15 protein-coding genes and 1 pseudogene are annotated in these 20,509 nt (G+C 73.7%); 9 read left to right on the top strand and 7 right to left on the bottom strand.

The features are described from left to right. Together ACZ66Z_RS35885 and ACZ66Z_RS35880 are read left to right on the top strand one after the other, a co-directional pair. Positions 1 to 158: pseudogene (locus tag ACZ66Z_RS35885) on the top strand (dihydrodipicolinate synthase family protein); the annotation flags it as partial. A 223-nt stretch (positions 159 to 381) separates the two neighbouring features. Beyond that, complete coding sequence (locus ACZ66Z_RS35880; RefSeq protein ID WP_469940116.1) at positions 382 to 1,758, top strand: aldehyde dehydrogenase family protein; 1,377 nt, start codon at positions 382 to 384, stop codon at positions 1,756 to 1,758. 3 nt (positions 1,759 to 1,761) lie between these two features. Here ACZ66Z_RS35880 and ACZ66Z_RS35875 read toward each other — a convergent pair whose 3' ends face one another. Both ACZ66Z_RS35875 and ACZ66Z_RS35870 read right to left on the bottom strand, forming a co-directional pair. After that, on the bottom strand, positions 1,762 to 3,024 hold the full coding sequence (locus ACZ66Z_RS35875) for a serine hydrolase domain-containing protein (protein ID WP_469940115.1): 1,263 nt from the start codon (positions 3,022 to 3,024) through the stop codon (positions 1,762 to 1,764). Between the two features lie 60 nt (positions 3,025 to 3,084). Next, complete coding sequence (locus ACZ66Z_RS35870; RefSeq protein ID WP_469940113.1) at positions 3,085 to 3,981, bottom strand: alpha/beta hydrolase; 897 nt, start codon at positions 3,979 to 3,981, stop codon at positions 3,085 to 3,087. Positions 3,982 to 4,099: 118 nt separating this feature from the next. Here ACZ66Z_RS35870 and ACZ66Z_RS35865 point away from each other — a divergent pair, with 118 nt between their 5' ends. Then, positions 4,100 to 5,128 (top strand): helix-turn-helix domain-containing protein, encoded by a 1,029-nt coding sequence (locus ACZ66Z_RS35865; protein ID WP_469940112.1) that lies wholly within the window; start codon positions 4,100 to 4,102, stop codon positions 5,126 to 5,128. Positions 5,129 to 5,325: 197 nt separating this feature from the next. Here ACZ66Z_RS35865 and ACZ66Z_RS35860 read toward each other — a convergent pair whose 3' ends face one another. The 3 genes from ACZ66Z_RS35860 to ACZ66Z_RS35850 all read right to left on the bottom strand — a co-directional run bounded on the left by ACZ66Z_RS35860 (position 5,326) and on the right by ACZ66Z_RS35850 (position 7,101). Further along, complete coding sequence (locus ACZ66Z_RS35860; RefSeq protein WP_469940110.1) at positions 5,326 to 5,775, bottom strand: MarR family transcriptional regulator; 450 nt, start codon at positions 5,773 to 5,775, stop codon at positions 5,326 to 5,328. Next, the gene (locus ACZ66Z_RS35855) at positions 5,772 to 6,254 is read right to left on the bottom strand and encodes a MarR family winged helix-turn-helix transcriptional regulator (RefSeq protein WP_469940109.1); all 483 of its coding nucleotides are present in this window, start codon (positions 6,252 to 6,254) and stop codon (positions 5,772 to 5,774) included. Before ACZ66Z_RS35855 ends, ACZ66Z_RS35860 begins: the two co-directional genes overlap by 4 nt. Before the next feature lie 172 nt (positions 6,255 to 6,426). Further along, a complete protein-coding gene (locus ACZ66Z_RS35850) occupies positions 6,427 to 7,101 on the bottom strand; it encodes a hypothetical protein (protein WP_469940108.1) in 675 nt (224 codons plus the stop codon). A gap of 632 nt (positions 7,102 to 7,733) precedes the next feature. Between ACZ66Z_RS35850 and ACZ66Z_RS35845 the strand changes: the two genes are divergently transcribed. The 3 genes from ACZ66Z_RS35845 (at position 7,734) to ACZ66Z_RS35835 (ending at position 11,626) form a co-directional block, all read left to right on the top strand. Next, positions 7,734 to 9,131: an APC family permease gene (locus tag ACZ66Z_RS35845; RefSeq protein ID WP_469940106.1), complete on the top strand. Its 1,398-nt coding sequence runs from the start codon at positions 7,734 to 7,736 to the stop codon at positions 9,129 to 9,131. Positions 9,132 to 9,322: 191 nt separating this feature from the next. Beyond that, on the top strand, positions 9,323 to 9,724 hold the full coding sequence (locus ACZ66Z_RS35840) for a hypothetical protein (RefSeq protein WP_469940105.1): 402 nt from the start codon (positions 9,323 to 9,325) through the stop codon (positions 9,722 to 9,724). A 393-nt stretch (positions 9,725 to 10,117) separates the two neighbouring features. Further along, positions 10,118 to 11,626, top strand: coding sequence for a right-handed parallel beta-helix repeat-containing protein (locus tag ACZ66Z_RS35835; protein ID WP_469940104.1), 1,509 nt, complete (start codon positions 10,118 to 10,120; stop codon positions 11,624 to 11,626). Between the two features lie 63 nt (positions 11,627 to 11,689). Here the strand turns inward: ACZ66Z_RS35835 and ACZ66Z_RS35830 are convergent, their stop codons facing one another. Then, the gene (locus tag ACZ66Z_RS35830) at positions 11,690 to 12,088 is read right to left on the bottom strand and encodes a nuclear transport factor 2 family protein (protein WP_469940103.1); all 399 of its coding nucleotides are present in this window, start codon (positions 12,086 to 12,088) and stop codon (positions 11,690 to 11,692) included. Between the two features lie 215 nt (positions 12,089 to 12,303). Between ACZ66Z_RS35830 and ACZ66Z_RS35825 the strand changes: the two genes are divergently transcribed. Continuing rightward, complete coding sequence (locus ACZ66Z_RS35825; protein WP_469940102.1) at positions 12,304 to 15,330, top strand: AfsR/SARP family transcriptional regulator; 3,027 nt, start codon at positions 12,304 to 12,306, stop codon at positions 15,328 to 15,330. A 22-nt stretch (positions 15,331 to 15,352) separates the two neighbouring features. Here the strand turns inward: ACZ66Z_RS35825 and ACZ66Z_RS35820 are convergent, their stop codons facing one another. Beyond that, complete coding sequence (locus tag ACZ66Z_RS35820) at positions 15,353 to 15,565, bottom strand: hypothetical protein (RefSeq protein ID WP_469940101.1); 213 nt, start codon at positions 15,563 to 15,565, stop codon at positions 15,353 to 15,355. A 339-nt stretch (positions 15,566 to 15,904) separates the two neighbouring features. Between ACZ66Z_RS35820 and ACZ66Z_RS35815 the strand changes: the two genes are divergently transcribed. Further along, positions 15,905 to 17,260 (top strand): helix-turn-helix domain-containing protein, encoded by a 1,356-nt coding sequence (locus ACZ66Z_RS35815; RefSeq protein WP_469940100.1) that lies wholly within the window; start codon positions 15,905 to 15,907, stop codon positions 17,258 to 17,260. A gap of 146 nt (positions 17,261 to 17,406) precedes the next feature. After that, positions 17,407 to 20,509: amino acid adenylation domain-containing protein (locus ACZ66Z_RS35810; RefSeq protein WP_469940099.1), on the top strand; the 3,103-nt coding region annotated here is incomplete at its 3' end.

Genomic DNA, 20,509 nt, shown 5'->3' with positions numbered 1-20,509 from the left:
ACTCCAAGACCGAGTTCGTCCAGGCGATCAAGCTCTCCACGGACCTCGCCGGCCGCACCGGCGGCCCCACCCGACCGCCCCGCCACCCGCTCACGGGCGCGACCGAGGCCGCGGTGCGGACCGCCACGGAGAAGGCCCTCGCGGCCGGCCACCGCTGAGCGGCGCGCCGCCCCGACGCCCCACCGCCGGCGGCAACCGCCGGCGGTCGCGCGACGCCGGAGCGGCGCGGCACGTCCGCGACCCGAACGGCCCTTCCCCAAGCGGCTCCTTCCCCGGCGCCCTCTGTCCCCGGGCGATCCTCCCTCGGCGCTCCCTTCCCCGGGCGGATCCCCTCTCGGGCGCCCCTTCCCCGGCGACCCCTTTCCCCGGAGGCCCCCTCCTGTGACCGACGTCCTTCCCACCCTCGTCTCGCGGAACCCGGCCGACCCGGCCGACGTGCTCCTGCGGATTCCCGCGCCCGGCGCCTTCGCGGCCGTCGACACCGTCGAACGGGCCCGTGCCGCGCAGCCCGGCTGGCTGCTGGCCGGAGCCGCCGCACGCTCGGCCGCCCTGGGCGCGGTCGCCGCCGCCGTCGAGGCCGCGGCCGACGAACTGGCCGGGCTCGCCGTGCGCGAGGTCGGCAAGCCGCTCTCCGAGGCCAGGGCCGAGGTGGCCCGCGCCGCCGCGATCTGGCGCTACTACGCCCAGGCGCCCTACGCCCCCACCGGCTCCGTCCACGAGTCCTCGGCAGGTGGCGGCCTGCTCCTGACCCGGCGCCGGCCGCACGGCGTGGCAGCGCTCATCACCCCCTGGAACTTCCCCTTCGCCATCCCGACCTGGAAGGCGGCCCCGGCGCTCGCGGCGGGGAACACGGTCGTGCTCAAGCCCGCGCCCGAGGCCACCGCCTGTGCCCGGCGCCTCGGCGAGATCGTGCGACAGGCCGTGCCGGAAGGCGTGTTCACCGTCCTCCCCGGCGGCGCGACCGAGGGCAACGCGCTCGTCTCGGCCGCCGACGTGGTCTCCTTCACCGGCTCCACCCCCGTCGGCCGGGCCGTGGCCGGGGCCGCGGCCGCCCGGGGCGTTCCGGCGCAGGCCGAGATGGGCGGCCTGAACGCCGCCGTCGTGCTGCCCGACGCCGACATCGAGCAGGCCGCGCGCCACATCGCCGCCTCCATCGCGGGATACGCAGGTCAGAAGTGCACCGCCACCAGCCGCGTCGTCGCGGTCGGCGCCGCCCTCGAACCGCTGCGCGAGGCCCTCTCCGAAGCGCTGCGGGCCGTCCCGGTCGGCGACCCCGCCGACCCGGCCACCGTGTGCGGGCCGCTCATCCACGAGGGCGCCCGCGACCGGGTGCTCGACGCCTGCCGGGGACTCGCCACGCTCGCCGGCGGCACCGCCCCCGACGGGCACGGCTGGTACGCAGCCCCGACCCTGGTCGAGAAGGTGGCCCCCGGACACCGGCTGCTGAGCGAGGAGGTCTTCGGCCCGGTCGCCGCCCTGCTGCCCGCCGACGACGTCGCCCACGCGATCCGGATCACCAACTCCGTCCCGTACGGTCTGGTGACCTCGGTCCACACGGCGGACCTGGACACCGCCCTGCACGGCCTCGACCTGCTCGACACCGGGATGATCCGGATCAATGCGCCCTCCACCGGCGTCGACTTCCACCTGCCCTTCGGCGGGTCGAAGGCCTCCAGCCACGGGCCGCGCGAACAGGGCACGGCGGCCATGGAGTTCTACACCTCCGGCCGGACGTACACCCTGGCCCCGGCGGGCTGACTCCTACGGAGCGACCTCCGAGGCCGTGGAGGCCCCACCGCACATCGCCCGTCGGTACAGCGTCTCCATGGCGCCGTCGATGGGGTGGGGCTGCGGCTTCCCCGAGGCGTCCGGCCTGTTCCACCGGACGAGGTTGACCGCCACGGACATCTGACGCCCGCCGTCGGCGCGCGTCAGGGACATCGTCCCGGCTCCCCAGACGGTGCCGTCGTGGCCCCAGAAGGTGCCGCAGGCGGTCTCGACCCTGTGCAGGCCGAGACCGTACTGGATCAACGACCCGTCCAGGGCGCGGACCGGGACCGTGCGCTGCATCTCCGCCAGTGACGACCGGCTGACGATCCGGCCGTCGAGCAGCAGGGCGTAGAAACGGTTGAGGTCCTCCATGGTCGACACCAGGGCGGCGGCCGGCCCCACCCAGGACATGTCGTAGACGCTGTAGTCGCGCGGCGGGTCGATCAGGCCGTAGAACGCCTCGTACAGCCGTGAGTGCGGCCCCTTGACGCGCGTCCCCGTCGGGAACCCGGTGTGTCGGAGCCCCGCGCGCTCGATGACGTTCCGGGTGATGTACTCCTCGGCCGGCAGGCCGGTCACGTGCTCCAGGAGCTCGCCCAGGATCAGCCAGTTGGTGTTGGAGTACACGCCCGTGGGTCCACCGGGCTCGCCGACGGGAGGCGCCGCGAGGCCCGTCTCGATCAGCTCGGCCGGGCGGAACGTGCGGAACCGGTTGTCGTCCAGGCTCCGCGTCGAGACGTCGAGCCGGGAGGGGAACCCGCGCAGCGACGGAAACGCGTGCGTGAGGTAGTCCGCGATGCCGCTCGTGTTGTCGAGCAGCATCCGGACCGTGATCCTCCTGCCCCGCTCGCCCGGCACGAGCTCCGGCAGGTAGTCAGCGATCGGCGCGTCGAGCCGGATCCGGCCCTGCTCGACCTGCTGCATCACGGCGACGGCGGTGAAGGTCTTCGTGACGCTGCCGACGCGGTGCCGCATGCCGGCCGTGACGGGACGGCCGGTGGCGACGTCGGCGACCCCGGAGGCACCCCGCCAGGTTCGGCCGTCGTCCCGCACCTCGGCGAACACGCCCGGCACGCCCGCCCGGTGGACACCGTCCAGGGCGGACTGGAGCCCCACGGGATCGAAGCCCGTGTCCGTACTCGCGCTCCCGGCGGGGGCGGACCGCCCGCCTCCGGACGCGGGGGCTGCCGCGAGCGTGCCCGCGCAGACGGCGCGCGCGGCCACGCCTCCGATCGACACCATTCGGATGTTCACGACGTCGGTCCTTTCGGGTTCGTAAGGGGAAGGGGTCGGCGGACGGGAGGGGACGGCGGATCAGTCGGCGAGGGCGCGGCGCAGGACGGCGCCGAGCTCGGCGTTCTGCCGCTGCGAGACCTCGGCGGAGAGGATGGCCTGCGAGCCGTGGAACGTGCCGGGCCACTGGTGGAGTTCGACGGACACGCCCGCCCGGAGCAGACGGACGGCGTAGTCGATGTCCTCGTCGCGGTTCGGACAGAACTCGGCGGAGGCGACGTAGGCCGGCGGGAGGCCGGACAGGTCGGTGGCCCGCGCGGGGGCGGCGTACGGCGTGGCGGGCCGGGAGCCCAGGTAGTGGCCCCACGCGGCGATCGCCTTCCCCCGGTGGAACCAGGGCGTGTCCGTGAAGTTCCGCGCCGACCAGGTCTCCAGCCGGTCGTCGAGCCCCGCCTGGTTGAGCAGCTGGAAGCGGATCGGCGGCCCCTGTTCGTCACGCGCCCGCAGCGCCACCGCGGCCGCGAGCCCGCCGCCGGCGCTGTGGCCCCCGACCGCGATCCGCGCGGGGTCGACGCCGAGTTCGGCCGCGTGCTCGGCCGTCCAGGTCAGGACGGCGTAGGCGTCGTCCAGGGCGGCGGGGAACGGGTGCTCGGGGGCGAGCCGGTAGCCGACCGAGATCACCACCGCGCCGGAGCCCTCCGCGATGCGGGCGGCCCACGGATGCTCGGTGTCCACGTTCCCCATGACGAAGCCGCCGCCGTGCAGCCACACCACCGCCGCCCGGGCCCCGCGCGGCCGGTAGATCCGCACCACCACGTCCGGTTCGGCCGGCACGACCCGGTCCTCGACCTCGGTCTCCGGGGTGTCGGGGGTCGGCACGGCGGCCGCCAGACCGGCGAAGTACCGGCGGGCGGCGACCGGATCGGACAGGTCGGTCCGCGGGAAGAACGGGACGAACGCTTCGAGTTCGGGATCCATGACGACCATCCTCCGGGCCGGCCCCCGGGGGGTCACCCGCCGTCCGTCGCGCGTCCCGCCCCGATCGCGCACCGAACGGCGCACGCCCCCGCTCCGGGCCTTCTGCCATCCTTCTGCCATGGAGGCACTGGCCGTACGGCTGTCGGGACTCGATCCGTACGTCGACGGCGCGATGCGCATCGTCGCGTTCTACGACACCCTGATGCGCCGCCGGGTCGACCTCCCCGCCCTCGCCCGCGCCACGGCGGGCCTGGCCGAGTGCGTCGCCGGGATACGGCTCCACGGCACCGGCGGCTCCACCCGCGTCTCGCCCCACGGCACCGAGGCGTCCACCCCGCCGGCGCCCGCGTCCACGGAGGCGCCGATCACCCTCGACGAGGAGGAGATCGGCACGGTCTGGCTGGAGCGCCCCGGACCGCCCAGCCCGCTCGACGAGGTCCTCCTCGACCGCTTCGCCATCGCCGCCGCGGCCGCCGCCGAGCGCTACGGGCCCGCCCGCACCACCATGGCCGACCCCGCCCTCGTCGAACTGGCCATCAGCTCCGACAGCGACGACGCCGCCCGTGCCCGGGCGCTGCGCCTCCTGGGCTTCGCCCCCGGTCTCCCCGTCCACGTCGTCGCCGTCCGCACGAGCCTCCCGCTCGACCGCGTCGGCGCCCTGGTCTGCCCGGCCCGCCCCGTGAAGGCGGCCCCGCTCGCCGACGCGGGCGTCGTCCTGGCCGCCGGCCTGGACCGTACGGGCTTCCCCGCGGGGGTACGGGCGGGCATCGGTGCCGCCGGGAGTCCCGACCGCTCCTGGCACCAGGCCCGCACGGCCCTCCGCTTCACGACCCCGCGCGAACCCGTCGTCGACCACGCCGATCTGGGCGCGCTGGCCCTCCTGGCGGACGTCCCCGCGGACGCCGTACGGAACAACCCCGATGTGACCGCGCTCGACCGCCTGTCCCCGGAGGACCTGGAGACCCTGGACGCCTACTGCGCCACCGCCTCCGTCCGCCGCGCGGCCGACCTCCTCCACCTCCACCACAGCAGCGTCGCCCGACGCCTCGACCACATCGGCAAGGCCCTCGCCCTGGACCTCACCGCTCCCACGGGCCTGACGCGCGCACGGCTGGCCCTCACCGCACGGCGACTGCTCCACGGCTGAACGAGCCCGGGGGAACGCGCTCGTCGACGCCCCGGGCGGGCCCGAAGTGCTGCTCGTGGTCGACCCGCTTCCACCGGCCGGGGCCGGGAACGCCCTGACGCCCGCGGGGAGGCGCTGCCGCCGGAACCTCCGGTCAGGCCCTCGGCGTGGGCGTCGTCCGGACCGCAGGCGGCGACGGCCGGGCGGGACGGCGTCCGTCAGGCCTTCGCCAGCTCGGCGTTCGCGCGCTCCGTGAGGAGGGTCAGCACGCGGCCCGCGACCGCGAGGTCCTCGGCCGGGATGCCGGCGTACAACCGGGCGGAGATCTCGGCGGTCTCGGCGGTGGTGGTCTCGTACAGCTTCCGTCCGGCGTCCGTGAGGAGCAGCCGGGAGGCCCGCGCCGGGTCCTGTTCCAGCAGCCTCGCGGCCGTCAGCTCCCCGATCACGCCGCGCACGGCCGACTCGTCGGACTTCAGCGAGCCGACGACGTCGCCGACCAGCTCGTCCCGGTCGACGGAGCCGCCCGCGACCGTGACGGCCCGGAGCATCACGCTCTGCTCGAACGTGGCGCCGTGGCGGGCCAGTACGCCTTCCAGGAGGGCGCGTGCGGCGTAGTGCGCCAGGGCGATGACGCGGCCGTTCGTCGTGGGTGCGGTGGTGGTCGTCATGACTGCTCCTCGTCGTTCTCGGCGTACGGATCAAGAGGTGCTTCGAGCAGGGTCGCCAGCTCGCGGGTGAACTCCCGTGCACGCGGGCCGTTCCGGCCCCCGAGCGGCTCCAGCATCTGGTCCAGGAGGCCCTGGACCACCTCGACGGCGCGGCGCGTGACGTCGTGCCCCCGCTCGGTGAGCGAGAGCCGCATGGCGCGCGGGTCGTCCGGGTCCCGGGTGCGGTCGACGAGTCCGGCCGCCTCCAGCGTCCGGGCGAGCTTGGAGACGTAGAGCGGTTCGAGCCCGGTGTGGTCGGCGAGCTGCCGCTGGTTCGGCTGCCGACCGGAGCGCGCCATGCCGTACAGGGAACCCATCAGGGCGTACTGGGCGTGGGTCAGGCCCAGCGGTGCGACCGCCCGGTCGACGGCCACGCGCCACTTCATCGACAGGCGCCAGACGAGGAAACCCGCCGTGGCGCTCTCAGGTGCTGAACTCACGAGAGATACAGTACATGGCTACTATGTACATGGATACTATTTTCCGATCCGGGACCGACGCACTCGACGGACCCGGCACCGACGGCCGGGCCGTGCGCGCCGGCCGGGCCGGCGAGGGTCCCGGCCTCCGCGCCCGGTGCGCGAACCGGGCGCGGAGCTCCTCGTGCGGTTGCTAGGCGCTCTTCGCCCCGGCGGCGGGGGCGTCGGGCCCGCAGGAGAGGCGGGCCGCCTCCAGGGCCACGTCCTTCGTCTTCGCGCCCGTGATCGGGAGGGAGCACTCCAGGACGCCCGACCCGTCGACGGTCCAGCCGACCGCGTGGCCCGCCGCCTGCCTGCCGTCACCGCAGGAGTACCGGAAGTCGGCGCTGATCTCCTGCACCCAGGCGTAGTCCACGAAGGTTCCGGCGCCGTCGACGCTGGTGGCGTCGGCTCGCGACCTCGTCGCGGGCTTGTGGACGTCGGCGAACGCGTGGGCGTCGCCCTCGGAGACGTCCGTGACCCCGGCACGGGCCGCCAGCGAGAGGAGCGTGGCCTCCGCGTCGACCCGGGGGCCCTTCTCGAAGGTGACGGCGGTGACCGGGGTGTGGAGCGGCGACAGCCGGTGCGTCAGCCTGCCGCCCCCCTCGCCCAGCTCCTGCTTCTCGGCGACGCCGGTCAGCACGTCCCGCGCGACGACGTCGGACCAGGTGTACGTGCCGTTCGCGCAGGTCTCGACGACCGCCCGCGTGGCCCGCTCGGCCGTGCCGCCGGGCTCGTTCGCGCCGCCGGACCCGTTCGTGCAGCCGACCGTACCGGCGAGCAGCGCGGCGACGGCGCACGCGGAGAGTCCGGTCTTCGTGATCTTCATGCTCGTGTCCCCCTGAAACCTCGCGCCACGGGTCGATGGCGGACTCGATCCTGTTCCCGAAACACCGGCCGGACAAGGGACTTGAGCCACTTCTGAGCTCGGGCGGGGGGCGTGAGCCCCTGTCCCTCGGCCTCGTCGGGGCGGGGGGACGCCGAACCGCCGGAGCTGCGCGAGGGCGTCCACGGTGCCCCCGCCTCCTCGGCGGTGGCGCGGAGGTCGGAGAACGCCCGCAGGAGCGCCTCCCGGACCCGCTTCACCGCTTCCGCGCGACGTCACGGCAGTCCGAAATGTGACACGCACGGACCGATAGGGGAGCCGAATGGGTACGCTATGTCTGGTTCGCCCGGTATTCCAGTATGTGGATCGGCAGTAAAGCGCGGGAAAAGTCCTCCCGGCCGAGCTGCGGTTCCCGCACGGAGCGTTTCGGCAGTCTTGGCGCGTTCTTGGCGCCCCGACGCCCCGCCCGGACGTGCCGGATCAACGGATTCCGCAGCAGGCAGGCCATTGACCTGCGGTTCTGCTCGCGCTTCCATTCAGCCCGGGAGCCCACGGAACCACCTGATCACCAGCCGCCTCGGAGGCGATACCGCTCCCGCTCAGAACCGCCGCTCACATCGATCGGAACCCGCCTGATGACCGACACCCTCAGCGCGCCGCACGCGTTGGCCCCCCCGACCGAACCCGTGCCGCAGAAGCTCAAGCGCTCCATCGGTGTCGTGGGCGGCACCTTGCTCACGCTGTCGTGCGTGACGCCCGCCTCCACCCTCTTCGTGGTCGTGCCCGACCTCTTCGACGGGGTCGGCACGTACGCCGCCCTCACCATCGCCATCGGCTCGCTGCTCTGTATCGGCGTGGCGTTCTGCTACTCCGAACTCGGCACCCTGATCCCCAGCGCGGGCGGCGAGTACGCCATCGTCTCCACGCTCTCGGGCCGCCTGGCGGGCTGGCTGGTGTTCGTCCTCTCCCTCCTGGTCGTGATGATCGTGCCCCCGGTGATCGCCATGGGGACCGCCGACTACCTCGCGCCCCTGGTGCACATCCCCGCCCCGCTCGCCGGGGCCGGCGTCATGCTCCTCGCGACCCTCGCCGGCCTCCTCGACCTGCGCGCCAACGCCTGGATCACCGGCATCTTCCTCGTCCTCGAAGTGATCGCGGCCGGGATCGTCGCGATCCTCGGCTTCGCCCACTCCGAGCGCGGCGTCGGCTCCCTCGTCCACGGCCAGGTCGCCGCCGAGGGCGGCTCGCACTCGCTCGTCACCGGCGCCATGGTCGTCTCCGGCCTCGCCATCGCCCTCTTCATCACCCAGGGCTTCTCGACGGCCGTCTACCTCTCCGAAGAGCTGGAGAACCCCCGCAAGAACGTGGCCCGCACCGTGCTCGCCACCCTCGCCATCTCGACCGCCGTCATCCTGGTCCCCGTCGTCGCCATCACCCTCGGCGCCGGCGACCTGGAGACCCTCACCGGCGGCGACATCAGCGGCATGATCGAGGCCTGGTCCAACTCCGCCGTCGGCACCTTCATCAGCCTCTGCGTCGCGCTGGCCATCATCAACGCCGGCATCGTCATGGTCATCCAGAACTCCCGCGTCCTGTTCGCCTCCGCCCGCGACAAGGCCTGGCCGGAGCCCGTCAACAACGCCCTGTCCCGCCTGGGCCGCTTCGGCTCCCCGTGGGTGGCCACCCTGGTCGTGGGCGTGCCGGGCGCGGCGCTGTGCTTCGTCAACCTCGACACCCTCTACGGCGTCACCGGCGTCTCCGTCACCGGCATGTACCTCCTCGTGGCCGTGGCGGCCCTGTTCAGCCGCCGGGGCGCGCACCGCGAGGTCGGGGCGTGGCGCATGCCGCTGTGGCCGGCCGTCCCGGTGGTGCTCATCGGAGTCATGGCGTACATCCTGTACATGCAGGACGTCGAGTACCTGCTGTGGACCGGCGGCATCACGGCGGTGGCCACCCTCTACTGGGCGCTGTACCTGCGGCCCCGCAAGGAGACCCGCTGGCTGGTCAGCGTCCCGGAGGACGAGCAGGTCTGACCCCTCCGACACCGACCCGCCCGGGGGCCGGGGCGCTTTCCGCGCCCCGGCCCCCGGGCGCTTCGCGGAGCGGGTCGTCCGGCCCGTGCGCCCCGCGCGGCACCGGGGCGATCACTCCGTACGGGGGTCGGGCGGTGCGTCCCGCGTGTCGTGCCGGGCGCCACGGGCGGTGGAAACGTATCTGTGCATGCATGACCACCGACATGGAACACCTGTTGAACGTACGTCTGTGCGAGCGCTTCGGTGACGCGACCGGCTGGGCCGAGGTCACGTCCCTGACCGCCTCCCTCCTCCGGGTCGTCGTCTCGGCGCTCGGTCCCGAGGACGCCACGGCCTTCCTGACGGCGGCGCGCCACGCCCTCGACGAGGAGGAATCCCGGGCAGGAACGATTCACCTGGGCTTCGGCGCCCACCTCTGGACCCGTCTCGAAGACGTCTCCTGGGGTGCGTCGGCCCTGGCCAGGACCTCGGCCTGGGACGCGATGCTGACCATGCACCGCCTTTCCGCCCTGGCCCCCGAACCGGGCCTCGGCGCCCATGTCGACAGCGCGCTGGAGGCCTGCCGACGCGCACCGGCCGTCGCCGGGGTCTGAGCGGGGGTACGCGCGTGCGCGGGATCCGTGAGCGGGCCCGCGCACCGACGCCCCGGCGGACGGCCGTGCCGGACCGTCTCGGCACGGCGCCCCGACGGTCCGGCGCCCCGACGGTCCGGAGGCGTGCACGGTCGTCCATGCCGAGCAGGCCGTCCGCGCCGAGCGGGCCGTCCATGCCGAGCAGGCCGTCCGCGCCGAGCGGGCCGTCCGGCGGTGTCCCACCCGCAGCCGGACCGACGGCATTCCCGCCCGGGCGGGGAGCGCACCTGTCAGTGATCGACCAATCGCCCAGAGTCTGATCGAAACTCGATCAATCGACGAGAACGCATTGACTCGATCACCGGCCGCACCTAGCTTCTGGCCGCACCCGACCGCCAGAAAGGTTGTTGCGCCATGACCCTCAGAGCTCTGCCCGCACGACGGGCGACAGTCCGCGGGCTCGTCGCCGCCGTCCTCGCGTTCGGCGGGACCGCCGTCCTCCCCGGCGCGCCCGCCACGGCCGCGGGGAACGTCACCCACGTGGACTGCTCGCGGGCGACCGCAGGGGACGGCAGCCAGGCGGCGCCGTTCAACAGCATCGGACAGGCCAACGCGAGGACGTACGGGCCCGGCGACACGCTCGCCTTCGCCGCCGGCACCACGTGCACCGGCTCCCTCGCCCCCCGGGGCAGCGGCACCGCCGCCGCGCCCATCGAGCTCACCGGTTACGGAACCGGCGCCCTGCCCGTGATCGACGGCGGCGGCGCCCCGAACGCGGTCTCCCTCACCGACCAGGACCACTGGCGGATCAGCAACCTCAAGCTCACCAACCCCGCCTCCACCCTCGCCCGCCGCACCGGTCTGAGGATCTCCGCCACCGACGGAACGGCACACCGGGGCTTCGACGTCGGCAACCTCGTCGTCGACCGGGTGGCCGGCCAGACGAACAAGAACAGCCCCACCACCGAAGACTACGTCCAGTCCGCCGGCATCGTCACGGGCGCGAGCGGCACGAACTCGACCCTCGACGACGTCCACGTCCACGACAACCGGATCAGCAACACCGGCGGCGGCGGCCTCAAGGTCCGCGTCGGCTCCATGGCCGCCAAGGGCACCGGCGTACTGATCGAGAACAACGTCCTCGAGGACGTCGGCGGCGACGGCGTCATCGCCAGCTACGCCGAAGCGCCCATGATCCAGTACAACAACGCCTCCGGCGTCGGCAACGGCGTCTACCCCTTCTCCGGCGGCAACTTCGCCGGCATCTGGGTGCTCGGCGACCACGACCCGACCATCCAGAAGAACGCCGTGTACGGCATCACGCGGATGTCCGCGGCCGACAGCCAGGCCTTCGACTGCGACTGGGGCAACACCGGCACCTGCACGATCCAGTACAACTTCAGCCGCGACAACGCCGGAGGCTTCTTCCTCGACTGCGACGGCTGCGGCACCATCGGCGGCGCCCGGCAGGTCGTCCGCTACAACGTCTCCGAGAACGACTGCCGCATGAGCAGCGTCAGCGCCGGCCGCTCCGCGCTGCACCTGTACAACAACGTCCTCTACTGCACGGACAAGAAGTTCAGCATCACGCTCCCCGACGAGAGCGTCGTCGAGAACAACATCTGGGTGGGGACCGCCGACTCCCGACTGCCCACCGGGGCCGGGATCTCCTGGCTGTGGAACGTCTTCCAGGGCGTGCCCCGGCCCACCGCCAACGGCATCGCCGGCGACCCGCGGTTCGTGAACCCCGGTACCGGCGGCGACACGATCGACTCCGCCGACGGCTACAGGCTGCGCGCCACGTCCCCCGCCCTGGACAACGGCTCCGTGATCAGCGGGAACGGAGGCCGTGACTACTGGGGGAACCCGGTGAGCGCGACCACGAAGCCGCACCGCGGCGCGTACGACGGGCCCGGCCTGTAGGCCGTCCGACACCGACCGGGCCACGGGGCCCGGGGACGGACGGGATCCGTCCTCGGGCCGGGCTCACGGCGCCACGTGGTAGTAGCGGGTGCAGGCCAGGACCATGCCGTCGTCGGCGATCGTGAAGAGGTCGACGAACCGCAGGTCCTGCCCGTCGACGCCCGGCACCACCCGGCGCCCCGTGGCGACGACGCTGCGGTCCTGGCCCACGACCCGGTCGATCTCGTAACGGGCCCGCGGCAGCGTGCGCCCGAAACGGACGTGCAGGACCGCCGCACGGCCACGGGCCGGAGGCAGCCCCGGCAGTTCGAGGACCACGCCGTCGTGCAGCAGGGAGGCGCACGAGTCCAGGTCGCCGGCCTCCAGGTAGTCGTAGACCAGGCGGACGTGGTCGATTCCGGCGGCGGTGACCAGGTCGGCCGACCCCGGAAACCCGGTGCTCGTGTCATCTTGGCGGTTCAACGGCTGAGCCCCTTTCGCTCTCGGCCAGGATTCTGGGGGGAGCCGCCAACTCCGCGTTATCCCCCCTCTATCTCCGACCGGGATCTTCACGGCATGGACAGGGCGGGGGTGGTTGTGGAGACTGTCCTCACTCGGGCCTGACGTGTCAACTCGTTTCTTTGGTGGGGGAATCGGTGACGGACGACATCGGGGACAGATCCCAGGAACTCCCGGACATGTCGCCCCTCGCCTTCAGGGTCCTGGGACCGCTGCAGGTCCACGGCCCCGACGGGCCGCTGCGGCTGCCGCCCGGGCGCCAGGAGGTGATCCTGGCGGCGCTGCTCCTGGAGACGAACCGGGTGGTCAGCACCCATCACCTGGTGGACCTCATCTGGGAGGACAACCCGCCCGAGACCGCCCGCACCCAGGTGCAGATCTGCGTCTCGCGGCTGCGCAAACTCCTCGCCGGCGCGGACGGCGAGGTCTCGATCACGACCCGGCCCCCGGGCTATGTGCTGCACACCGACGCGGGCAACGTGGACGCCGCGCTCTTCACCACCCTCGTCTTACGGGCCCGCCGGCTGCGCGAGCGCGGTGAACTCGACCAGGCCGTACGGCTGCTGAGGGACGCGGTCACGCTGTGGCAGGGCGACTGCCTGTCCGGCCTCGACAGCGGCCCGCTGGCGAACAAGGCGCGACAGCTCAACGAGGAACGTCTGACCGCCGTCGAGCTCCGCATCCAACTGGAGCTCGAACTCGGACGGTACGACGGGCTCGTGGGCGAACTGCAGAGGCTCACCCACGAACACCCTCTGCGGGAGAAGCTGCGCGGCCAGCTGATCCAGGCCCTGTACTGGTCGGGGCGGCAGGCCGAGGCCCTGGAGGCCTTCCGCACCGCCCGGCGGTTCCTCGCCGAGGAGCTCGGGCTCGAACCCAGCCGGGAGCTCAGGGAACTGGAGTCGGCGATCCTCGCCGGCCGGCTTCCCGCGCCCGTCGCGCCCGCTGCACCCGCCGCGCCCGCGCCCGTATCCGTACCGGTGGACAGGACCGCGGAGGAGCCGGCGGGAGCGGAGCCCGAGGGGGGCCCCGAGCCGGCCGCCGCCCCGCCGTCCCCGGAGGCCCTGCGTCAGGACGCCGTACCGCACCAGCTCCCCGCCGCCGTCGCCGACTTCGTGTCCGACGCCGGCCGGCTCGCCGCGCTGGAGGAAGCGCTGACCGGACGGCCGGGCCGCACCACGGTGGGACTCGCCGCGATCACGGGCAAGCCCGGCACCGGCAAGTCGACCCTCGCCGTGCACGTCGCCCACATGCTCTCCGAGACCGGCTTCCCCGACGGTCAGCTCTACTGCGACCTGCGCGGGACGACCGGCAGCCCGGCCACCCCCGAGGAGGTCCTGGGCCGGTTCCTGCGCGCGCTCGGCATCCCCGGCCAGCTGATCCCGGAGTCCCTGGACGAGCGCGCCGAGATGTACCGCACCCGGCTGGCCTCCCGCCGCGTCCTGGTCGTCCTCGACGACGCCGCCGGAGAGGGCCAGGTGCTGCCGCTGCTGCCCGGCAGCCGGGGCTGCGCCGTCCTCGTCACCGGCCGGGCCCGCCTCACCGCCCTGCCCGGCGCGCACCGGGTGGAACTCGACGTGCTCGCCGAGGACCAGGCCCTCGAACTGCTGTCCAGGATCGTCGGGCGGGAACGGGTCGCGGGCGAGACCGCGGCCGCGGAGGCCCTGGTCCGCACGGTCGGCCGGCTCCCGCTGGCCCTGCGGATCGTCGCCGCCCGGCTCGCGGCCCGCCCGCACTGGACCCTGGCGTCCATGGTGCAGCGGCTCGCCAACGAGCGGCACCGCCTCGACGAACTGGCCCACGGCGAGATGACGATGCGCGCCAGCCTGTCGCTGACCTACGAGGGCCTGGCACCGGAGGACCGCCGACTGCTGCGGCTCCTGAGCATGGCGCAGGCACCGACCCTGCCCAGCTGGCTGGCGGGCGCGCTGCTCGACGACCGCCGCCCCTTCCCCTCGGACCTGATGGAACCGCTGGTCGACGTGCAGATGCTGGACGTCGCCGGAGTGGAGCGGACCGGTGGCTTCCGGTACCGCTTCCACGAGATCATCCGCGTGTACGCGCGGGAACAGCTGGCGGCGCACCACACGCCCGAGGCACGGCAGGAGGCGCTCGCCCGGATGGCGGGCGGCTGGATGCACCTCGCCCAGCAGGCCCACCGCAAGGTGTACGGCGGGGACTTCACCGTCCTGCACGGCGACGCGCCCCGCTGGGAACCCCCGGACTCCCACACGGACGAGGTGCTCGCCGACCCGCTGGCCTGGCTCGACGCCGAACAGGCCGCCCTGTGCGGGATGGTCGAGCACACCGCGGAGGCGGGCCTGCACGACCTCAGCTGGGACCTCGCGACCTCGCTCGTCACGCTCTTCGAGGTGCGCGGCCACTACGACCTGTGGGAACAGACCCACCTGAGCGCGCTGGCCGCCGTCCGCAAGGCGGGAAACCTGAGGGGGACCGCCGCCGTACGGGCGTCCCTCGGCTCGCTCTACATGAGCCGCAACCAGTTCGACACGGCCCGGCAGACGCTGAACTCGGCGCTCGACGTCTTCCAGGCGCTGGACGAGCCGATGGGCGAGGCGCTGTGCCGGCGCGACATGGCACTCATCGCCCGCACGAGCGGCGACGACCCCGCGGCCCTGGAGCTGTACCGGCGGTCCCTGGCCGACTTCGACCGGGCGGGCGACGTGGTGGGCCGCGCGATCGTCCTGACCCAGAGCGCGCACATCCGGATGCGGCAGGGCGAGATCGCGGAGGCACAGCGACAGCTGGACGAGGCGCTCGACATCTACGAGGGGGTCGGCTACACGGGCGGCCGGGCGAGAACGCTGCGGCGCGTCGGGCAACTGCTGCTCGAACAGGGCCGGAGCGACCTGGCGGTCCTGACCTTCACGGAGGTCCTGGAACTCTGCCGGGATTCCGGCGACGTCATCGGAGAGGGCCACCTGCTCCGCGACCTGGGCCACGCCTTCGTCATCATGGGCCGTCCCGACCGGGCCAGGGACTTCTACGACCGCGCGGTGACCGCGCGGGAGGGGGTCATGGATTTCGGCGGTGGCGCGCTGGCGCGCCTTGACCTCGCGCGTCTCCTCGACGCGGAGCCCGGACGTTCCCGGGAGCTGCTCGTCCCCGCGGTCGAGGTGTTCCGCGAGCGGCGGATGGGGCGGGAACTCGCCGAGGCGGAGAGGCTGCTCGCGACCGGCTGCTGAGCGCGGGCCTCCCGGCCGGGGGTCAGTCCCAGGGGTTGTTGTCGGTGCTGCACGTGGTGACGGGGCCGGTGGCGGTGACCGTGGTCGTGCAGACCGGGGTGGTGCTCGTCGTGCCCGTGGTCCCGTCGGCCCAGCTCGCCTGGACGCCCGCTCCCGTCAGGATCACGATCAGCGCGGCGGTGACGGCGGCGCGGACGGAGTTGCGGGCGGCGGTGGCGGCGGCGGTGTAGGACATCGGATCCTGCCTCTCGGTGGTGTGCGGCGTTTCCTTGTGACCACCACGTTAGGAACACGCGGATTCACGGCACCGCTCGCTGCCTTATCACCCCGCTATCACGGAACGGCGCCCCGCCCGCACCGCTATCACGGGGCCCCGGGCCGGCTATCGCCCGGCATCCCGCCCCGGGGGTTCCGCCGCCCGGAAGGGGCGGCGGAGGGTTAGTGCCGGGATGCCTCCCGAATAGTCGCCGTCCGGACGATGGGGGCCAGCAGACGGCGAGGCGAAGCCCCCGGTCGGCGGCCCGACCGGGCACCGACGGCAGGCCCGCCCCAACTCGACGAGCGGGAGCTTCTCATGACGACCGGTCTCTCCCCCGAGGACACCGTGACGGCCACCGCCGCGCTCGGCACCCTCATACGCGGCCACCGGCTCCGCATCGGCCTGACCCAGCAGGAGCTCGCGGACCTCTCCACCATCAGCGTCCGCGCCATCCGCGACCTGGAGAAGGGGAAGGCGCAACGGCCGAGAGCCGACACGATCCGGCTGATCGCCGACGGCCTGCGCCTGGGCCCCCGGGCCCGCACCGCCCTCGAGGACGCGGTGCGGCGCGGACACGGCCACCGGGGCGGCGTCGGACCCGGGGACCTCGTCGCCGAACGGCCGGCCCCGCCCGTACCGCTGCACCCGCTGATCGAGAGGGCCGCCGAGTCCACCGTCCTCACGGAGGAGCTGCGCTCCGGAGCCGAACGCCTGATCACCGTCGTCGGGCTGAGCGGCGTCGGCAAGACGAGACTGGCCCTGGAGGCGGCGGCCCGGCTGCACGACGCCGGCTTCCCGGTGCTGTGGCACACCGCCCCCGGGGCGGTCGCCGACTGCCTGCCGGCCTGCGACGGCCGGCTCGCCGCCCTGACGGCCGACTGCGCCGCCTTCCTCCACGGCGACGGCCGGGCCGACGACCTGGTCCCCGACCTGGCCGGCGCGCTCGGCGACCGCGCGGTGCTCCTCGTCCTCGACGGCGTCGACACCGCACTGCTCGACTTCCACCGCCTGAGCCGGCTGCTGCGCGAACTGCCCGGACTCCGCCTCCTCGTCACCGCCGACGAACCCTGGAACGTCCCCGGCGAACGCCTCTTCCTCCTCGCCCCGCTGGAGGCGCCGGACCCCTCCGGCGGCATCCGCCCCGACGCGCCCGCCGCCCGGTTCTTCCTCAGCCGGCTCCGCCACGTCCGCCCCGACGTCGTTCCCGACGAGCGCGTCCTCGCGGACGTCGCGTGGGTCAGCCACCGGCTCGACGGCCATCCGCTCGCGCTCGCCGCGGCGGCCTCCTGGCTCACCGTCTGCGACCTGACCACGCTGCGGGGCATCGTCGAGTCCGACCCGGCGCCGCTGCTCGACCACCTGGCCGACGGCCGGTCCGGCTCCCGTCTCCGCGAGCGCGTCGCCCGCACGCTCACCGCGCTCCCCGACGGCCACCGGCGGCTGATCGGCGCGCTGTGCGCCGCGAGCGAGGACGAATTCGTCCTGGAGGACGTCCTCCGGCTGACCGGCATGTCCCTGCCGCACTGCGGCCGCATGGTCCGCGACCTGCTGGTCAGCGGCGTGATCCGGTCCGGCGCGGACGGCGGCCGCTCCGCGTTCCGCGTACTGAGCGTGGTCCGCGCCCTCGCGGCGGACGTGGTGGACGCGACTGCCGGAACCGCTGCCGCCTGACTGCCGCCCCACCGCCGAACCGCTGGCGTACCGCCGGGCCAACTGCCGCTCCCGGCCCCGGCCCACGGGTTGTATGGCGACTGCCCCGCCCGAGCCCGAGCCGCTCTTCCTCCCCTCCTCCGCCGTGACCTCCACAGGAGCCCCCCATGCCGTTCGACACGCCCGTCGCACCCGCTCCGGCCGCCGTCCGGCTGCCGCTCTCGGTGGCCCAGCGTGACATCTGGACGGCACACGCCCTCGACCCCACCGGCGTGAAGTACAACGTCGCCGAGTGCCGCGAGATCAACGGCCCCGTGGATCCGCGGCTGATGGCCGCGGCCTGGCGCCGGCTCGTCGAGGAGGCGGACTTCCTCCGCATCCGCCGCTTCGAGGACGACGGCGAACGGGTGTGGCAGCTGGTCGACGCCGACGCCGGATCGCGCACCCTGCCGTTCACCGACGTGAGCGCCGCGGACGACCCCGAGGGCGCGGCCTGGCAGATCGTGGACGCACTGATCTGCGCCCCCTTCGACCTCACCGGCCGGCCGCCGGTCCGCTGCGCGCTGATCAGGCTCGCCGAGGACAGGTACTTCTACTTCTACGGATTCCACCACCTGGTCGTCGACGGCGTGGGCGTGTCGATGGCACTCGCCCGGCTGATCGAGCTGTACGAGCAGGCCGTCGCGGGCGAACCCTGGGGGCCCTCCCCGTTCGGGAGCCTGACGGAACTGCTCGCCGAGGACGCGGAGTACCGACGGTCCGAGGAGGCCGCCGCCGAGCGCGCCGCCTGGCGGGAACACCTCGCCGACGCCCCCGACGCACCCGCCGGCCTCGTCCGGGGCACCGGACGGGCGACGGCCGCGCACGGCGGCCTGTCCTTCGCCCGGCGGAGCGTACGGGTGTCCCCGGCGGACGCCGACCGGCTCCGCTCGGTCGCACGCGGCGAGCGCGCCACCTGGTCCGTCCTCCTCGTGGCCCTGTTCGCGGCCTACCTGCACCGCGTCACCGGACGCACGGAGCTGATGATCGCCCTGCCGGTCACCGGCAGGACGTCCCGGCTCGCCCGCAGCACCCCGGGCATGTCGTCGAACGTGGTTCCCCTGAGGATCCGGATCGACCCCGAGGACCCGCTCGGCGCCCTGGTCCGCTCGGTGGGGGCCGAGGTCAAGCACGGACTGCGCCACCAGCTGACCCGGTACGAGGACCTCTGCCGCGACGCCGGCGTCGTCGACGGCTCCCGGAGACTGGCCACGCCCGTCCTCAACATCATGGGCTTCCACGGAGAGCTCACCGTCTGCGGCCACCCCACGGTCAACCACAACGTGAGCAACGGCCCCGTCGACGACCTCAGCGTCGCCGTGCTCGACCTCGGCGCCGCGAACGGCCTGCGCATCGACTTCGACACCCCCGTCGACGGCGTCGACGTCACGGCCGTCGCCGCACACCAGGACCGCTTCGCCGCCTTCCTCACCACCGTCCTCGCCACGGAGCGCCCGACCGAACGCCGGGTCGCCGACCTCGACGTCCTGTCGGAGGCGGAGCGCGAGCTGCTGGCGGGCCGGTGGTCCGGGCCGGTGGCGGGGACCGTGGAGACGACGCTCGTGGAGCGGTTCGAGGAGCAGGCGGCGCGGTTCCCCGACGGGGTCGCGCTCGTCGACGAGGCGGGGGAGGTCACGTACGCCGAGCTCAACGCCGCCGCCAACCGCTGGGCCCGCCACCTGCGCTCCCGAGGACTCGGGCGCGGAGATATGGCCGGAATCCTCTTCGAGCGCGGCACCCGCTTCGCCACCGCCCTGCTCGCCGTCCTGAAGACCGGCGCCGCCCACGTCCTCCTGGACCCGGACTTCCCCGACGACCGGCTGCGCTCGGCGGCCGCCGACGCCGGGATCAGCCACCTCGTCACCCGCCCGGCGCTCGCCGAGCGCGTCGACGGCCCCTGGGCGACCCACACCGAGGCCCCCGGCGAACTCCTGTCCCACCACCCCGGCGACCTCGGCCTGCCGCTCGGCCCGGACGACCCCGCCTGCCTGATGTTCACCTCCGGTTCGACGGGCCGCCCGAAGGCCATCCTGTCCTCCCACCGCAACCTGGTGTCGACCCTGATCGGCCAGCCCTACCTCCCCGCCGGCCCGGAGCAGGTCTACCTCCAGTGCTCGCCGGTGTCCTGGGACGCGTTCAGCCTGGAGTTCTGGGGAGCGCTCCTCCACGGCGGCACGGCGGTCCTCCAGCCCGGACAGAAGCCCGAGCCGGCCCTCGTGACCGCACTGGCCCGCCGCCACCGCGTCACGACGCTCCTGCTGTCCGCCACCCTCTTCAACTACCTGACGGACGAGCACCCCGAAGCCTTCGAGACCGTCACCACCGCCTTCACGGTGGGCGAGGCCGCCTCCCCGGCGCACGTCCACAAGCTCCAGCGGCTCAGGCCCGGCATCACCGTCCTCAACGGCTACGGACCCGCCGAGGTCATGATCTACGCCACCACCCACACCGTCGAACCCGGGGACGGACCCCACCCGGTGATCCCGATCGGCACCCCTCTGGTCAACAAGCCGGCCTACGTCCTGGACGCCCGGCTGGGGCTGTGCCCCCCGGGAGTGACGGGCGAGCTGTACGTGGCGGGCGAGGGCCTCGCCCACGGCTACCTGGGCCGCTCCGACCTGACCGCCACCCGGTTCGTCCCGAACCCCTTCGGCCCGGCGGGCAGCCGGCTCTACCGGACGGGGGACCTGGCCCGCTTCGACCGGGACGGACACCTCCTGTACGAAGGCCGGGCGGACGACCAGATCAAGATCCGGGGCTTCCGCATCGAACCCGGCGAGACCGAGGCCGCCCTCCTGACCCACCCCGCCGTCACCCGGGCCGTCGTCACCGTCCACGAGAAGAGACTGGCCGCCTACGTCGTCGTCGCGGACGGGGACACGGCAGGGGAGACGCACCCCGACGAGATCCGCCGGCACGTCGCGGGCCGGCTGCCCGAGCACCTCGTCCCCACGTACCTGACCGTGCTCGACCGTCTGCCCGTCACACCCAACGGGAAGATCGACAAGCGGGCGCTCCCGGCGCCGACGACGGCCCTGGGAGCGGCCCGCGCCCCGCGCAACGAGACCGAGGAGGTCCTGTCCGCACTGTTCGGCAGGACCCTGGAGACCCCGGACCCGGTCGGCATCGACGACAGCTTCTTCCACCTCGGCGGGCACTCGCTGCTCGCGGCTCGGTTGACCAACCACATCGCCGAGGTGTTCGGCGTGCGGTTGACGATCCGGGACGTGT

The sequence above is a fragment of the Streptomyces sp. NPDC107498 genome (assembly GCF_055582805.1).
Note: the sequence above shows the minus strand (reverse complement) of the source record. Positions and strands in the feature narration are given on the sequence as shown.

Bases quoted from the DNA above. Each gene is read 5' to 3' on its own strand.
- ACZ66Z_RS35870 (WP_469940113.1), bottom strand. From the start codon at position 3,981: ATGGATCCCGAACTCGAAGCGTTCGTCCCGTTCTTCCCGCGGACCGAC.
- ACZ66Z_RS35865 (WP_469940112.1), top strand. From the start codon at position 4,100: ATGGAGGCACTGGCCGTACGGCTGTCGGGACTCGATCCGTACGTCGAC.
- ACZ66Z_RS35860 (WP_469940110.1), bottom strand. From the start codon at position 5,775: ATGACGACCACCACCGCACCCACGACGAACGGCCGCGTCATCGCCCTG.
- ACZ66Z_RS35850 (WP_469940108.1), bottom strand. From the start codon at position 7,101: ATGAAGATCACGAAGACCGGACTCTCCGCGTGCGCCGTCGCCGCGCTG.
- ACZ66Z_RS35845 (WP_469940106.1), top strand. From the start codon at position 7,734: ATGACCGACACCCTCAGCGCGCCGCACGCGTTGGCCCCCCCGACCGAA.
- ACZ66Z_RS35840 (WP_469940105.1), top strand. From the start codon at position 9,323: ATGACCACCGACATGGAACACCTGTTGAACGTACGTCTGTGCGAGCGC.
- ACZ66Z_RS35835 (WP_469940104.1), top strand. From the start codon at position 10,118: ATGACCCTCAGAGCTCTGCCCGCACGACGGGCGACAGTCCGCGGGCTC.
- ACZ66Z_RS35825 (WP_469940102.1), top strand. From the start codon at position 12,304: ATGTCGCCCCTCGCCTTCAGGGTCCTGGGACCGCTGCAGGTCCACGGC.
- ACZ66Z_RS35820 (WP_469940101.1), bottom strand. From the start codon at position 15,565: ATGTCCTACACCGCCGCCGCCACCGCCGCCCGCAACTCCGTCCGCGCC.
- ACZ66Z_RS35815 (WP_469940100.1), top strand. From the start codon at position 15,905: ATGACGACCGGTCTCTCCCCCGAGGACACCGTGACGGCCACCGCCGCG.